The 15,469-nt window shown below is 52.6% G+C and carries 11 protein-coding genes; 5 read left to right on the forward strand and 6 right to left on the reverse strand.

From position 1 onward, the window contains the following. The first annotated feature begins 3 nt into the window (after positions 1–3). Positions 4–1,806 carry an ABC-F family ATP-binding cassette domain-containing protein gene (locus CFELI_RS03890; protein WP_277105204.1) on the forward strand — a complete coding sequence of 601 codons (1,803 nt, stop codon included), beginning with the start codon at positions 4–6 and terminating at the stop codon, positions 1,804–1,806. A gap of 66 nt (positions 1,807–1,872) precedes the next feature. Here the strand turns inward: CFELI_RS03890 and CFELI_RS03895 are convergent, their stop codons facing one another. Further along, positions 1,873–3,027 (reverse strand): HNH endonuclease signature motif containing protein, encoded by a 1,155-nt coding sequence (locus tag CFELI_RS03895; protein WP_277105203.1) that lies wholly within the window; start codon positions 3,025–3,027, stop codon positions 1,873–1,875. 185 nt (positions 3,028–3,212) lie between these two features. Here CFELI_RS03895 and CFELI_RS03900 point away from each other — a divergent pair, with 185 nt between their 5' ends. Together CFELI_RS03900 and ppk2 are read left to right on the forward strand one after the other, a co-directional pair. After that, entirely contained in the window at positions 3,213–3,536 is a 324-nt protein-coding gene (locus tag CFELI_RS03900) for a putative quinol monooxygenase (RefSeq protein WP_277105202.1), read from the forward strand. Positions 3,537–3,623: 87 nt separating this feature from the next. Further along, the gene (gene ppk2 / locus CFELI_RS03905; RefSeq protein WP_277105201.1) at positions 3,624–4,457 is read left to right on the forward strand and encodes a polyphosphate kinase 2; all 834 of its coding nucleotides are present in this window, start codon (positions 3,624–3,626) and stop codon (positions 4,455–4,457) included. A 12-nt stretch (positions 4,458–4,469) separates the two neighbouring features. On the opposite strand, the gene CFELI_RS03910 is transcribed toward ppk2, so the two are convergent. Then, positions 4,470–5,282 (reverse strand): HAD family hydrolase, encoded by an 813-nt coding sequence (locus tag CFELI_RS03910; protein ID WP_277105200.1) that lies wholly within the window; start codon positions 5,280–5,282, stop codon positions 4,470–4,472. 156 nt (positions 5,283–5,438) lie between these two features. Between CFELI_RS03910 and CFELI_RS03915 the strand changes: the two genes are divergently transcribed. Then, positions 5,439–6,488: an enoyl-CoA hydratase/isomerase family protein gene (locus CFELI_RS03915; protein ID WP_277105199.1), complete on the forward strand. Its 1,050-nt coding sequence runs from the start codon at positions 5,439–5,441 to the stop codon at positions 6,486–6,488. A 3-nt stretch (positions 6,489–6,491) separates the two neighbouring features. Here the strand turns inward: CFELI_RS03915 and CFELI_RS03920 are convergent, their stop codons facing one another. The 3 genes from CFELI_RS03920 to CFELI_RS03930 all read right to left on the reverse strand — a co-directional run bounded on the left by CFELI_RS03920 (position 6,492) and on the right by CFELI_RS03930 (position 11,846). Then, positions 6,492–7,415 carry a DUF6882 domain-containing protein gene (locus CFELI_RS03920; RefSeq protein ID WP_290259511.1) on the reverse strand — a complete coding sequence of 308 codons (924 nt, stop codon included), beginning with the start codon at positions 7,413–7,415 and terminating at the stop codon, positions 6,492–6,494. A gap of 213 nt (positions 7,416–7,628) precedes the next feature. Then, complete coding sequence (locus tag CFELI_RS03925) at positions 7,629–8,207, reverse strand: TetR/AcrR family transcriptional regulator (protein WP_277105197.1); 579 nt, start codon at positions 8,205–8,207, stop codon at positions 7,629–7,631. 192 nt (positions 8,208–8,399) lie between these two features. Next, the gene (locus tag CFELI_RS03930; RefSeq protein WP_277105196.1) at positions 8,400–11,846 is read right to left on the reverse strand and encodes a bifunctional proline dehydrogenase/L-glutamate gamma-semialdehyde dehydrogenase; all 3,447 of its coding nucleotides are present in this window, start codon (positions 11,844–11,846) and stop codon (positions 8,400–8,402) included. Positions 11,847–12,327: 481 nt separating this feature from the next. On the opposite strand from CFELI_RS03930, the gene CFELI_RS03935 reads away from it, so the two are divergent. Further along, a complete protein-coding gene (locus CFELI_RS03935; protein WP_277105195.1) occupies positions 12,328–13,761 on the forward strand; it encodes a GntP family permease in 1,434 nt (477 codons plus the stop codon). Between the two features lie 63 nt (positions 13,762–13,824). Here the strand turns inward: CFELI_RS03935 and CFELI_RS03940 are convergent, their stop codons facing one another. Beyond that, positions 13,825–15,255, reverse strand: coding sequence for a glyceraldehyde-3-phosphate dehydrogenase (locus tag CFELI_RS03940; protein ID WP_277105194.1), 1,431 nt, complete (start codon positions 15,253–15,255; stop codon positions 13,825–13,827). Positions 15,256–15,469: the final 214 nt, after the last annotated feature.

Genomic DNA, 15,469 nt, shown 5'->3' on the forward strand with positions numbered 1-15,469 from the left:
ACAATGGCGAACCTGATCAACCTCGAAAACGTCACCAAAACATTCGGGCTGAAAACGCTACTCGACGGCGTCAGCCTCGGCATCCAAACCGGCGACCGCATCGGAGTCGTCGGGCTTAACGGCGGCGGAAAAACCACCCTGCTCGAAGTCCTCTCCGGAATCGAACCCCCAGATTCAGGACGCGTCAGCCACAACACCGGACTACGCATGGCCATTGTCACCCAACGCGCCGAACTCGACGACAACGCCACCATCGCAGACATCGTCCTCGCCCCACTCGAACTCGAAACCTACCAATGGGCCTCCAACGCAAAAGTACGCGACGTCCTCTCCGGGACTGGGGTAGCGCAACTCGGACTCGACACAAAGGTGGGCTCCCTCTCCGGCGGGGAGCGTCGCCGCGTTAACCTCGCTGCAGCCCTCGTCAAAGAACTTGATCTCATCATCCTCGACGAACCCACCAACCACCTCGATATCGAAGGTGTGCAGTGGCTGGCCGACTACCTCCTCCAACGCAACATCGCCATCGTTGTTGTCACGCATGACCGCTGGTTCCTCGACACCATCGCCACCAAAACCTGGGAAGTCCACGACGGCTGCGTCGACTCCTACGACGGCGGCTACAACGACTGGACCTTCGCACGCGCCGAACGCGCACGCCAAGCCGACGCCACCGAACAACGACGCCAAAACCTCGCCCGCAAAGAACTCGCATGGCTCCGCCGCGGCGCACCAGCACGCACCTCCAAACCCAGATACCGCATCGAAGCAGCAGAAGCACTCATCGCCGACGTCCCACCACCACGCGACAGTGTCGAACTCATGGCTTTTGCCAAACAACGCCAAGGCAAAGTCGTCATCGAACTTGAAGACGCCACCATCACCACCCCAGACGGACGCGAACTCGTCAACAACCTCACCTGGCGACTCGGCCCCGGCGAACGCATCGGCCTCGTCGGCGTCAACGGCTCCGGCAAAACCACCCTCCTGAAAACCCTCGCCGGTGCACACCCCCTCGCAGAAGGAAAACGCATCGAAGGCCGCACCGTCCGGCTAGGATGGCTCAGACAAGAACTCGACGACCTCGACCCCACACTCAGGCTAATCGACGCCGTCGAAGAAGTCGCCAGCTACATCCAACTCGGCAAAAAAGAACTCTCAGCATCACAACTCGCCGAACGACTAGGCTTCAGCGCAAAACGCCAACGCACCCCAGTCGGAGACCTCTCCGGTGGCGAACGACGCCGACTCCAACTCACACGAGTCCTGATGAACGAACCCAACGTTCTCCTCCTCGACGAACCCACCAACGACCTCGACATCGACACCCTCCAAGAACTCGAATCACTCCTCGACGGCTGGGCCGGCACACTTGTGGTCATCTCACACGACCGCTACCTCATCGAACGCATCGCAGACACCACATGGGCACTCTACGGTGACGGAAAATTAACCAACCTGCCAGGAGGAATCGAAGAATACCTCGCTACCCGCAAAGCTCAAGCAGCGGCGCAACCGCAAGGCGCATTTAACTTCTCCGAGAAATCCTCGGAGAAAAAAGCGCCAGAGGAAAAGTCAGGGCTCGATTCAGCAACACAGCGCCGTATTGAGAAAGATATGAAGGCCCTTGAGCGGAAGATGGATAAGCTTCGGCACACGCTTAATTCCTTGGAGCAAGAGATGGTTGACTGCGCGACGGATGTTGCGAGGCTGACTTCTCTCGGAGAAGAGGCGAAATCGGTGCGCGATGAGGTGGATGCCTTGGAGATGGAGTGGATGGAGTTGGGGGAGATGCTGGAGGGCTAGTTTCAGGCATGCCTGTGTGGCCTTGCAGCGTGTGGGGTGCTGCAAGGCTTGGTGGGGTGTGGGGGTTTATTCGTTTTGTTTGAGTTGGGCGAGCCAGCGTCGGATGCCTTTGCGTGCGACGGGGAGGTTGTTGAATTGTAGTTCGCTTGTGGGGTGGCGTTTGAGTCCGAGTATTCCGGTGGTGGGGCAGCGTTCGATGCGTCCGTTGTGGTGGGTGTTTGTGTCGTCGTTTTGGGCGTTGTGTGGGGCGCAGAGGGGTGCGTGGTTCCAGTTTGTGGTCGCTCCGCCGTGCGACCATGCGTGGATGTGGTGTCCTTGGCAGTTGGTGGCGGGGCGGTTGCAGCCGGGGTGGGCGCAGAGTGGGTTTTCTATGGTGGCGATGAATCGTTGGTGGTTGTTGAAGAATCGTTCGAGTCCCCAGGTTCCGGCGTGTTCGTAGTCGCCGCCTTCGGTGAGGGTGTAGGCGATGGCGTAGCCGTATGTGCTGGTTTCTTGGTTGACGATGTCGGTGAGGTTGATGAGTGAGCCGTCGGTGGTGATGACTTTTCCGTCGCTGTGGTAGCGCAGTGTGGGGTCGCAGGCGATGACGTAGCAGGGGCGGTAGGGGAGGTATGGGTCGTGGTTGTTGTCGGTGTTTCGTTCGGAGAGGATTTTGTGTGCGAGCGCGCTGAACATGGCTTCGGAGAGTTTCATGTCGGTGTTGGGGTGGGCGCGTCGGATTTCTTCTGCGTCGCGGGTGAGGATGGTGCGCATTTGGGCGACGAGTTCTGCTGGGCCTGCTCCTTGGAGGAAGCAGTGTCCGTTGACGTCGGGGTTGGCGTTGAATGCGAGTCGTGCTTTGCGGGGGATGGTGTGGTTTTTGTTGAGTTGATTGAGGTGGGTGCGGATGTGGGCGTCGAGTTCGGTGACGCTGAGTGTGTCAGCGTGGGTGAGGTAGTCGCGGATGAGGGCATGCTTATCGACGTCGGGGTTGCAGAGTTTGTTGATGCCCGATGCGATGGCATCGAGGGCTGCGATACCGATGTGGTGGGTGCGCGCAGCGGTGTGGAATACCCAGGTGGGTAGCGTGCGGGTGATCCAGAGTAGTCGGGCTGCGGTTTTCTCCGAGAATCCTCCCCAGCGGGCGAGGTCTTCTTTTTTGGGGTTTGTGGTGCTGATGAGCTCAAGAAGTTGCGCCTCGTTTCGTAGGCGTTGGGTGAGTGCTTCTTGGAGGGGGTTCATAGTTCGGACGTTAGGTGGGTTTGTGCGGTTGTGCAACAGATGCGTGTTGTGGCGCGGTGTTTTTTGTGGATAACTTGAAAAGCGGGCTAGTTATCCACAGTTTTTGGGGTGTGGGCGGATGTGGGGATGCGGATTGGTGCTGTGGGGGTTATTCTGTGGGGTTAGGCTGGGTTAGAATGGGCTTCATGATTTTGATTAATGTGAAGTTCAAGGTGCGCCCAGAGTGTGCTGAGTCTTTCCTCGACGATATCGGTTGGTATACGGAGGCGACTCGGGCGGAAGCAGGAAATATTTTCTTTGAGTGGTATGTGGATCCAGAAAATTCTGCTGAGTTTATTTTGGTCGAGGGTTTCCATGACGATGGGGCTGAAGCGCATGTGGGTAGTGAGCATTTCCAGCGTGCGTGTCGTGAGATTCCTACCTATTTGGTGGAGACTCCGACGATTATCAATACGCTGATCCCGGGTAAGGTTGAGTGGGATCGTATGGCGGAATTTCGGGTTGACTGAAGTTTTTGCTAGTCGACGCCCTCATCTGCGGGGATAGGGCGTCGAAAAGCGCTGCAGTGGGGGGATAATCGCGCTAGATTTGTAGGCATGTCGAAGAAAAAGAAGAAAGCCGACTCCTCGAAGCCGAAATCATTGAAGAAGAAGGCTTATGAGGATGAGCTGAAGCGACTCCAAGCAGAACTCGTTGATATGCAACAGTGGGTTGTTGAGACTGGTGCGCGAGTGGTTATCCTCATGGAGGGCCGTGATGCTGCTGGTAAGGGCTCTGCGATTAAGCGGATCACTCAGTATTTGAATCCTCGTACCTGTCGTATTGAGGCTTTGCCTGCCCCGAACTCACGGGAGCAGGGGCAGTGGTATTTCCAGCGATATGTGGAAAAGCTGCCAACGAAGGGTGAGATCGTCATTTTTGATCGCTCGTGGTACAACCGCGCTGGTGTTGAGCGGGTGATGGGTTTTTGTACATCCCAGGAGTATCGCCGGTTCTTGCACCAAGCCCCTATTTTTGAGCGCCTTCTCGTGGAAGATGGGATTATGCTGCTCAAGTACTGGTTCTCTGTGTCTGACGAAGAACAGATTGCTCGGTTTAAATCTCGCCGGAATGATCCGTTGCGTCGGTGGAAATTGTCGCCGATGGATTTGCAGTCGATTACCCGTTGGGAGGATTATTCACGGGCGAAAGACGAGATGTTTATTCACACCGATATTCCTTCGGCGCCGTGGCACATTGTGGAGAGCGAAGACAAGAAGCGTTCACGCATTAACGTGATTAACCACATTTTGTCGTCGATTCCTTATGAAAAGATTGATCGTCCTCTCCCTGAAATCCCAGAGCGCCCACAGTCTGAGCGTGACTATGAGCGTCCTCCTAAGGAAGATTTCCGTTATGTTCCGGATGTAGCGTCGAAGCTTGAAAAGTAGAATGCGAGAGTTTTAGTTCTCTGGGAATAGCCGATCCAAGGTCGTGACCACACCGTGTGCGGTGTTGGTCGGGGCAATGTGATCGGCTATTTCTTTGAGTTTGGGGTGGGCGTTTTCCATGGCAAATGTTGTACCTGCGGTTTGCATGAGTTCAAAGTCGTTGAGGTAGTCGCCGAATGCGAGAGTTTCGCTGATGTTGATTCCCATGTGGGTTGCGAGTGTTTCTAGTGCGCGACCTTTGTTGGCTTCTTGGTTCATGACATCGATCCAGTGCTTGCCAGATACCGCGATAGCAAGGTTGTCGGTGGCTTCGCGCAGCAGCGATTCAGCGCGTAGTTGAACGTCCTCGAAACTGTAGAGAGCAAGTTTGATGACCTGGTCGTTGACGGCGTCGTGAAGATTTTTGATGTGTGTTAGTCGCGCATAGTATCGCGTGCCTTCGCTTAAGAATTGTTCATCGGTGCGGCTGACGAAGGCTCCATCGGTGCGACACAGTGCGAGTCCCCAGTCGATTTCGGGGTGAGATTCGACCAAATCGATGATGTTGTGAGTGCTGTGCTGGTCGATTGTGGTCGTGGAGATGATTTCGCCATGGTGGTAAATGACGGTCCCATTTTCTGCGATCACTGATAGTGGGCATTCGGCGAGCTCGAACTGGTTGAGCAGGGTGTACAACTGTCGCCCAGATGCGGGGGCGAAGGCGATGCCTTGCTGGTGCATACGGCGCAGGATGGGCCAGAAATCGTCGGGGATTTGGTGGTTTTCGTCGAGAAGGGTGCCGTCCATGTCGGAGACGACTAGCTTGAATTCCTGAGTGATCGTCATATGTGCACCCTTTTCTTATCGTGTTGATGGGAGTTGCTGAACAATTACCCTACTCTGCGAGGGCAATGCGATGCGAAAATGTGAAAACTGGTTGCATCTAATTTTTGTGATCGGAAAAGGGTGGCGAGCTAATCAGTGATGTGCAACACTTGGGGAATGACGGATTTTTCTGAGAAGCTCATTATTAGCCGTGTTGAGAACGGCACTGGTGTGTTGGAGTTGAATCGACCACGCGCACTTAATTCACTGAACCCAGAGATGATCGACGTTATCGATGAGTGCTTGCGGGCGTGGGCAGATGACGATGCGGTTTCCCAGGTAATTGTGTATTCGAACTCGCCCAAAGGGTTCTGTGCCGGTGGGGATGTTCGCTATGCGCGAGATGCTGTACAAAGCGGTACCCCTGAGTTGGCTGATAAATTTTTCGCTGACGAATACAAAATGAACGGTGATCTGCATCACTTCTCAAAGCCTTATATTGCGCTTATCGACGGCGTGGCTATGGGTGGTGGTTTAGGGATCTCAGTTCACGGGTCTCATCGTGTGGTCAGTGAGAAGGCGTTCGCTGCGATGCCGGAAATGGCAATTGCTTACATCCCAGATGTAGGAGTTCCGTTCATGCTGCAGCGCATGGTCGGGGGCAAAGGATACGCGTCACCAGCGCTTGCACTGTTCTTAGTGACTACCGGTTGGCGTTTGTCCCCTGCGGATATGCTGTGGTCAGGTGTTGCGACTGATTTCGTTTCGTCCGAAAATATGGAATCGTTGCGCCAAGCAATCATTGAAAAAGGAATTGACGCTGCCCTTTCTGACTATGCCACCGAGGTTGCTGAAGAATCAGAACTGGCGAAATGGATCGATGATATCGAAGCAACCTTTGTGCACGGTTCGTGGCCTCAGGTACTCGATGCGGTGAAGAATCATGGAAACGAGTCTTTCGCAAACATGGTGTATGAGCATATTGCAGCGTCAAGCCCATCTGCCTTGGTTGCTGCAACGGAGTTAATGGCAGTTGCAGCAGAATGCTCAGATATTCGCGAGGAATTGGAATGCGAGCGCAAATTGGGTGAGGTTATTCGTATCGAGCCTGACTTTGTGGAAGGCGTTCGCGCTGTTCTTGTGGATAAAGCACGTGATGCTTCCTGGAATCCACCGACCGTGGAGTCGGTGGATCCTAAGAAATATCGGGCGATTGTGCGGGGTTAGTTTTTAAATTCCGCGTAGTTCAGAATAAGCAGTGCGGGCACGCTCAGCATCGACAGATGCAGGTAGAGCTACAGCCCACACTGCTTGTTGCGCGTGGGGGCTAGGGGCGGGGAGTCGAAGCTGCGGGGCATCGAGTAGAAGTAGTGCATTGGTATCGGGGGACACATTGATGAACACATGGGTCCAGTGTCGAAGGATCCGTTTTGCTGCATGGTCAAGGCCTAGCGTCTGAGCGTTGTCCACCGTGGTGGATTCAAGAAGCTCGGGGATGGCAAACTCGTGTGCGAATTGGTAAAGGCGCTGAAGTTTCGGATTTGAACCATAAGCGAAAGACCAACGTCCATGGGAAATGTAGGCCACAATGATCCCATGCGATTGGAAAGATCCTTGATTGGTAGTAACGGTGGCAGTCGAGGTTGTTGCATCAAAAGAAACGCGGGCGTTACCATGAACACCATCAAAGAATAGTTGGTGTTCAACACTCAGGTAGAAAGAATCAGCAACAACCTGATGAATATCAAGTGGGGAAACTATCCGGCGCTGTTGAAGATCCACGACAATGTTGCGGTCAAAGGCAATCGTTGCGTCGGACACACTGACAGGTAGATTCTCCAAGGCGGCAAAGCCGAGGAGGGCGCGCTCAAGGCTGAGTTCTTTAGGCAGACGAGCAATGCCACGAATGAGGGTTTCTTTCAGATCGAGCAGCAGATGCGGCTGTTGCTCGAAAGACACAATCACGATGTCTGCTGAACCATCGTCATGGGGCACGAGGTAGAGATTTCCGGGCCCGAAAATAGTTTGGGCAGCCTGAAGTGCAGAATCGGGGGAAGCAGTGTCGAGGAACTCAAATTGTGGGTAAGGCTCTAACCACTCAAGACAATCACGTGTAGCACTGAGCGTTCCAATGATCGTGCCAGTGACTTCCACTGATCTTTTGTTCCCCGACAACGTGACACTATAGCCAGCGTCGTTTCGAACAAATCCAATATGGATATTCTCACCGCAAAAGCGAGAAAGCCCTTCGTCTCGGCGCAGGCATGAGAGGAATCCATCGTTGAGTACATCATCCACACTTGTGGGTGAAGAAAGCGCGACAGCCACTTAAGTGACCTCCAAGAAAGTGAGAAGTAAATAGTGATATCAGGAACGGAGCTGGTTGAAGGCTTCGGTGACTAGTTCTTTAGCCTTGTCTGGGCCATCAGAATGGTGGTAAATGAAATAGTAACGCAATGCAGTATTTGCAACAGCAACCGCACCGGCTAGTTGGGCATGCACTGCTAGCGGGGGTAAATCGGGATACAGCTGGGCAACTCTTTCAAGGACTACTTGACGTAGCTGCTTGGTCTTGATCACATAGCGATCACGTGCGTGGAGATTAAACTGTTTGCGAAGAGCGCGAAGGGAATAAAACGAATTCAACTGCTCATCTGGTACGTCTAAGTGCACCAAAACTGCAGCCTCAACCAAGGAGGTCACCGTAGGGTTATTTGTGGCGTCCACTGTGGTCAAAAGATCATCTACGCACTCGATCACAAACTCGACGACGGCATCTTCTTTGACTGGGAAATAGTTATGAAAAGTTCGTTGGGAAACACCGGCCTTGTGAGTGATCGCGGCGACGCTCATTGCTTCGATACCCGAACTACTAGCAATTTCAGCAGCAGCCGAAGCCATCGCTCGGCGTGTTGCAGCTTTCTTCGATTCACGAATACCAGTCATAAATTCTCAACTTTACTTATTAACGTATTGGTCCAATCTTAAAGGCTACCGGCCTTTCTCAGCTTCTGCAGTGCGTGCAGTACAAACCTTCAGATGCCAGCTGCATTTATATACCCTGACCTGCAATATAGTTAAATGAAAAAGCTGGTGGATGGTGCGAAATTGCACCATCCACCAGCTTTGGACGTAGACCTAGTGTTTATTAATCACACCGAAGCGGTGGCGAGTAGTCGCCACGGCTTGCTCCATAAGGAAGGAGAGGAGTTCTCGACGACCATCAGCAAGCACCGGACCATCAATCACTACCGAGTTAGATTCCGCAGCAGCAGCATACACAGCGTCATCAACACTACCTACCGTGCGAATGCGGAGACCAGAAGAATGTCGAATTTCATCAAGGAAGTCCAAGCCTCCGACTGAATCCACCGTAATACCTTGTGCAGCCAGATCTGTGGCAATTTCGGGTGCAGCACTGAAACGAATGGGTGAACCAGTCAATTCAGCTGCAAGGGACAAACGCACGATATCGCGCAACTGAGCATCGGAACCAATACGAATCTCAAGTGGCTGAAGAAGCGGGCGATAACGGAACACATTGGACTCGCACACCAACGCGGTGCGGTCATGCTCTACACCAAATTCTTCCCGCCACGCAAGAGCATCCAAATGCATCGCAGCGTGCAGCCACTGTTGGTCTTCCTGGCTCAACTCTGCTGAAGAACACGCAGCAAGCAGCGCTCGCTTAATCTTTGGTTCAAGAGACGTCGGTGGGATCTGGGAGAGATCCCCATCCTCCCAGCGACCTTGTTGGGCCACATAATTTGGCCCGCCTGCTTTCGCCCCAGTACCGATAGCCGAATCCTTCCAACCGCCAAACGATTGCCGCTCGACGATTGCACCCGTAATACCACGGTTGACGTAAGCGTTTCCGACTTCCACATGCTGCGTCCAGTACTCAATTTCCTCCTCATCCAACGAATGGAGGCCACCGGTCAGGCCAAAACCTGTCGAATTCTGGAACTCAATAGCTTCCTCTAGCGAATCCGCGCGCATAATCCCTAGGACAGGGCCGAAGCACTCATGGGTGTGATACCAAGAACCAGGCTGCACATTATCGCGAATACCAGGGCTCCACAGTGTACCTTCCTCATTCAACTTTTCAGGCTTCACCAGCCACCGCTCACCAGGCTCAAGGGTGGTCAACCCACGCAGTAGCTTTTCACCAGGTGGCTCAATCAGTCCATTCATCGTGGTGGAAATATCAGTACCGTAACCAACCTTCAACGTCTTGGTGGCGTCGATAAGCTGATCGAGGAAACGCTGCGACTTTCCGACACTACCAACCAAAATCACAAGGGAGGCAGCAGAACACTTCTGGCCGGCATGACCAAACGCACTACGATACACATCCGCAACCGCTAGGTCAGGATCAGCAGACGGGGTGACGATAATGGCATTCTTGCCTGAAGTCTCAGCATTCAGCACCATTGTTGGTTTCCACGAACGGAAAAGGCGAGCAGTTTCCGATGCTCCAGTAAGGATCACAGAATCCACGTCCGGATGCGATACCAAAGCGCGACCAGCATCAGCTTCATCTGCATTGACAAGCTGAACAATATCCCGATCAACGCCAGCAGCATCGCACGCACGATGAATCGCAGCCAAAGCCACTTCTGCGCACCGAACAACTTGAGGGGCAGGCTTAATAATCACGGCAGCGCCAGCAGCTAGAGCTGCAAAAACACCACCAAGCGGGATAGCAACAGGGAAGTTCCACGGCGGGGTAACCACGACCACCTTAAAAGGAGTGAACTTCGAATGTGCCTGATCAAGCTGACGAGCTGACTGCGCATAATACATCGCAAAATCGATTGCTTCCGAAAGCTCGGGATCAGCCTCAGCAACAGTCTTACCCGACTCGTGAGCCATCACAGTTAAAAGCGTGCCCCGATCGCGGGCAAGCTCATGACCCATTTGTGTAAGTACCTCAGCACGCTGCTCACCCGAAAGCGCAGACCACGACTCGGACTGCTTCACAGCCTGCGAAACCGCAGCATCAATAACTTCGACATCTGAAATTCGCGGTGACGAAACAGTGCCAGGATCGCTTGCTAATGCCTCCTGCGCCCACTGACGGTTGTGCGCAAGAGATGGATCGGTATCCGGTTCACCCACAAACCGCCCAGGTAAAGTACCCGATTGAGCACCAGACTCCACCAAACGGTTCTGGGTACGGTTAGGTCCAGCAAAAGTAGACCACCGAGCAGCCACCGCGTCACGGAAACGCTGCTGCTGATCAGCCATGGGTTCCGAACCAGGGGAGAACAGCGCATGCAAGAAGTTCTGCTTCTCCCCGTTTTCCTCCAATCGGCGGACCAAATAGGAAACAGCCACATCGAAATCTTCAGCATGCACCACTGGGGTATACAGAATTAGGCCACCAACAACCTTGTGCACCGCACGAGCCTGAGCAGGAGCCATGCCTTGCAACATTTCAATATCAAGCTGTTGCTCAACACCCCGCACCGCAGCCAATTCAACTGCCAGGGCAACTGTAAACAAATTATGGCTGGCCACACCAATACGAACGTTATCGGCATGCTCTTTTTGCATAATATAATCGAGCAGGCGGATGTAATTGGCGTCCACGTCTTCCTTTGTTAAATACGGAGCTTGCGGCCAATCATGCAGCTGCGCATCAACACGTTCCATGGAGAGATTTGCGCCCTTGACAAGGCGAATCTTGATCTTTGCGCCGCCAGCTTGTCGACGTCGGGAAGCGAAATCCGCTAACTCAACGAGCGCCTCAAACGTGTCCGGCAAGTAGGCCTGCAATACGATGCCAGCTTCAAGATCCAAAAACTCATCTTCCATCATCAGCTCGGTAAAGAGCTTGATGGTTAGATGCAGATCCTTATACTCCTCCATATCCAAATTGATGAAGGCATGAGGAGTACGCTTCTTTGCTTCCCGATACAACGGGCGGAGACGATCCTTCAAACGCTGCGTATTGCCCTCAATATCCCATGGATTCAACTGCGCGCACACACTCGAAGCCTTGATCGAGGCATAAGTAACGCGAGGATTCTGAAGCAGCTGCCTCGTGCGCTCTAATCGATTCTTCGCCTCCTGCTCCCCGAGCACAGCTTCACCGAGCAAATTAAGGTTCAACTGGTAGCCACGCTCTTTTGCCTCATCAAGCTTTGCGTTCAACGCTTTGCCCTCGGCGTCAAGAACCAAATGACCGACCATTTGTCGCAGACGCTTACGCGCCAGCGGCATCACAACATTCGGAAGAAGCGGGGCAGCGAGCGAACCAGCAGCGACCATCGTTTTATCGACTTGGCCAATGAAGCTTGGCAACTTCTTTCCGCGCACAGGCGAAGCCAATTTCGATAATTCTTTAGAAGCCACTGCATTATCAACAGGACGTGCGACACGATCAACAAAGCCCATCGTAAAAGCAATGCCATCTTCGTCTCGCACCAATGCTGCCAGCTGTTCAGTAGCCGCAGCCTCCTTCTTATTAGAATCTTCGTGGGTTAAACGAAGCCATTCATTCGCGCGAGCAACTGCGGCATCGACAACTCCATCAAGATCGGAGGCATTGGAAACGGGGGTATAGGCATCAGTAGCCATAGTAAAGATAACTCCTTCATCGAAAAAGGGGAGAAGATATGCATGAAAGAGCGCTTGAAAAAATGCGCCAACTGAGATGATGAAAAGCTCTCTACACCATGACTGGTGGACGGTCGGAAATGTGTCGGGTACCAAGCCGGAAGGCGTTCACCGATAGCGATCCCTTCTTTACAAATGTGAAGACTGCTGAGAAAACAGATTGAACGCAACTAATATGCCTATGGCGCACGTCGCTTCCCATTAGTATATGTAAGTGGGGTCACTGACGTGCAAATTTTGGCAAAAGGCGACATCTTAGGCCTGTGGCATTGTACATGCTTTGAATCTTTATAGTTTTGATACGAACTAAATATCTCACAGGTTTTTTTTAAAAAATATCTCATGGCTAGGTATTTCTTTTCAAAATGTGCGCACTGTGGGCAAGCTTGATAGTACGATAATCACCTGTACCGTACTTCTAGTTGTGAAAAGAGGTGAACGCATGGCCCTAGCACTTTTTGGCATCGTGCTTTCCTTGTTCGTCTTGATGGGACTGGCATATCGAGGACACTCCGTTGTTCTCGTAGCACCCATCGCCGCATTCGTTGCCCTGATTTTCTCTGGAGCACCACTGCTGGCAACATACACCCAAATATTCATGCCAGCGCTTGGAAAATTCATCGTCAGCTTCTTCCCGCTTTTTCTTGCGGGAGCAATATTCGGCAAACTCATGACATCCTCCGGCCTTGCAGTTGACCTAGCACGCGGAATCACCAAACTCTTCGGCCCCAAACGAGCAATGCTCTCAACTGTCATTGCGACAGCACTACTCACCTACGGGGGAGTCTCAGCATGGGTCGTCGCCTTTAGTATCGTCCCTATCGCAGTCGAACTCTTCCGCTCAGCAGGAATCCCACGACGTCTCATGCCCGCAGCACTCGGACTCGGAACAATCACATTCGCACTCGCGGCCCTGCCTGGATCTCCACAAGTCCACAACGTCATCCCCACAAAATACTTCGGCACAAATTCTTACGCCGCGCCGGGTATTGGTTTAGTTGCGGCCGTGGCCATGTTTGTGCTGGGAATGGCGTGGCTTGAATTTCGAATTCGCCGACTCAACGAAGCTCCTGCATCAGGAAAAGGCTCGGTAACGGCTGCAATGATTGCTGCTGAAAACGCCGATCATGATGAATCTCATTCGCATAATGCACACAGCACGGCTTCCGAAGGTAATGTCGCTGTGCGTGGTTTTTTGGGTTTACTCCCTATCGTTGTGGTGATTTCAATGAACTATTTGTTCGTATACGTCATTTCAAAGAAACTTGATTTCTCTTACCTGGCAGAAGAGAAATTCGGTGGAGTCAAACTTGATCAAGTAATTGGTGTGTGGTCCGTTGTGGTAGGTCTTGCAACCGCGATCATTTTGATATTCCTGATGAAGTTTAACGAAATCGCGCGATTGTTCAACGAGCTTTCTGATGGTGCAAAGAATGCAGTTTTACCGGTTTTCACCACAGCTTCAGAGGTAGGCTACGGTGCAGTAGTCGCGTCGCTGACTGCATTCGCTGCTGTTAAAGAAGGTATTTTTTCCATTTCGGAGAATGCACTGGCAGTATCGACCATGTCAGCAGCCGTTATTTCAGGTATTACCGGATCTAGCTCGGGTGGTTTGTCTATTACGCTAGCGGCATTCGGTGAAGAGTTAAAGAATATGGCAATTGCTCAAGGCATTGATCTTGAGATCATGCACCGACTTACCGCCATGGCGTCGGTCTCTTTTGATTCCCTCCCGCATAACGGTGCCATCTTGACGATGCTGATTGTGTGTGGAATGACCCATCGACAAAGCTACAAAGATGTTGCAGTGGTTACTGTTATCATCCCGCTTGTAGTCATGCTTGTCACTCTTGGTGGAGTGCTCGCATTCGCATAAAACTTGCAAGGGTTAAAGGTGGGGCTGATAAATATCAGCCCCACCTTTATCTATTTGTGTTTCTTACAGCTCACGCTGGTCGATACGCGCAGGAAGAACCTTTGGGCGAGCACCCGTTACTTCTTCAACAATGCGGACAACTTGGTTGGAGTAACCAAATTCGTTGTCGTACCACACGTAGAGAACAAGGTGATTTCCATTTGCAATGGTTGCCAGACCATCAACAATGCCTGCGTGAGTAGTACCAACGAAGTCGGTGGAGACTACCTCAGGGGAGTGAATGTAGGCGATCTGTTGGCGCAGGTTGGAATGCAACGCAACCTGATCCATCAGCTTGTTGATCTCATCGCGGGTGGTTTCCTTTTCCAAGGTCAGGTTCAAAACTGCCATGGAAACATCTGGGGTAGGAACGCGAATAGCGTTGCCGGTGAGCTTTCCTTCCAGCTCAGGAAGAGCCTTAGACACAGCCTTTGCAGCACCAGTTTCGGTCAAAACCATGTTTAAGCCGGCTGCGCGTCCACGACGCTCACCCTTGTGGAAGTTATCGATCAGGTTCTGGTCGTTGGTGAATGAGTGAACAGTTTCCACATGTCCATACTTCACGCCGTAGTGATCGTTGATTACCTTGAGCACAGGGGTGATTGCGTTGGTAGTGCACGATGCGGCGGTGATGATCGCATCTTCATCAGTAATGTCGGTGTGGTTGATACCATAAACAACATTCTTCAAGTCCCCCTTACCAGGGGCAGTAAGAATTACGCGGGATACACCCTTTGACTGCAAGTGCTGGCTCAGACCCTCACGATCACGCCAACGGCCGGTGTTGTCCACCACAATTGCATCGTTGATGCCGTATTCGGTGTAATCGACAGATGCTGGGTCGTTGGAGTAAATGACCTGGATCTTGGTTCCGTTAGCCCAAATCACGTTATTTTCTTCGTCGACCGTGATGGTGCCGTTGAAAGCGCCGTGTACTGAGTCGCGGCGTAGCAAAGACGCGCGCTTCTGGAGGTCTTTGTCGCCATTCTTGCGCACGACAACAGCACGCAGCTTCACGGAGCCATAGGCAGCCTCACGCGAAATGAGAATACGGGCAAGCAGGCGACCAATGCGACCGAAGCCGTAGAGGACGACGTCGCGAGATTCAACGTCAGCGCCAGTGCCGATAACTTCAGCCAACTCGTTCTTCAGGAATTCGGTGAGATCGCCACCCACCTCAGCGTACTTGACGGCCAAACGCCCCAAGTCGATGGACGCCGTACCCAGCTCTAAATCAGAAAGCGCCTCCAAAACCGGAAGGGTGTCTTGTGGGGACAGTTCCTTATCAGTAGCGAGGCGCGAGTAGCGGTGGGCTTTGATGATGTCAATGTCGGTGACATCAATAAGCAGGCGGCCAAAAACGGAAGTGACCACGTTGTTGGTGCGGTGCAGCTTGCCGATCAAAGGGAGCATCTTCTGGGCGGATTCGAGTTTTTCGTTCCAGTCCTGAGCCATGAGCTAAGTCCGATCCTTAATATAAGGTGATTCAAAAATAAGTATGGTTCCCGCCGAGGTCGGGGGAGACAGTGAAAGACACACAGCCTGAACTTTGCAGTGAAAGTAACACATATGGTGCACTACCTGCGCGGTCATAGCTGTGATTCACCCCCCGTCATGTTAGTTGATAAACGGACTTAGGTGTTTGGAATGGGGGTAGAAATGTCATTTA

The organism is Corynebacterium felinum (assembly GCF_030408755.1).
Classification (GTDB): Bacteria; Actinomycetota; Actinomycetes; order Mycobacteriales; family Mycobacteriaceae; genus Corynebacterium; species Corynebacterium felinum.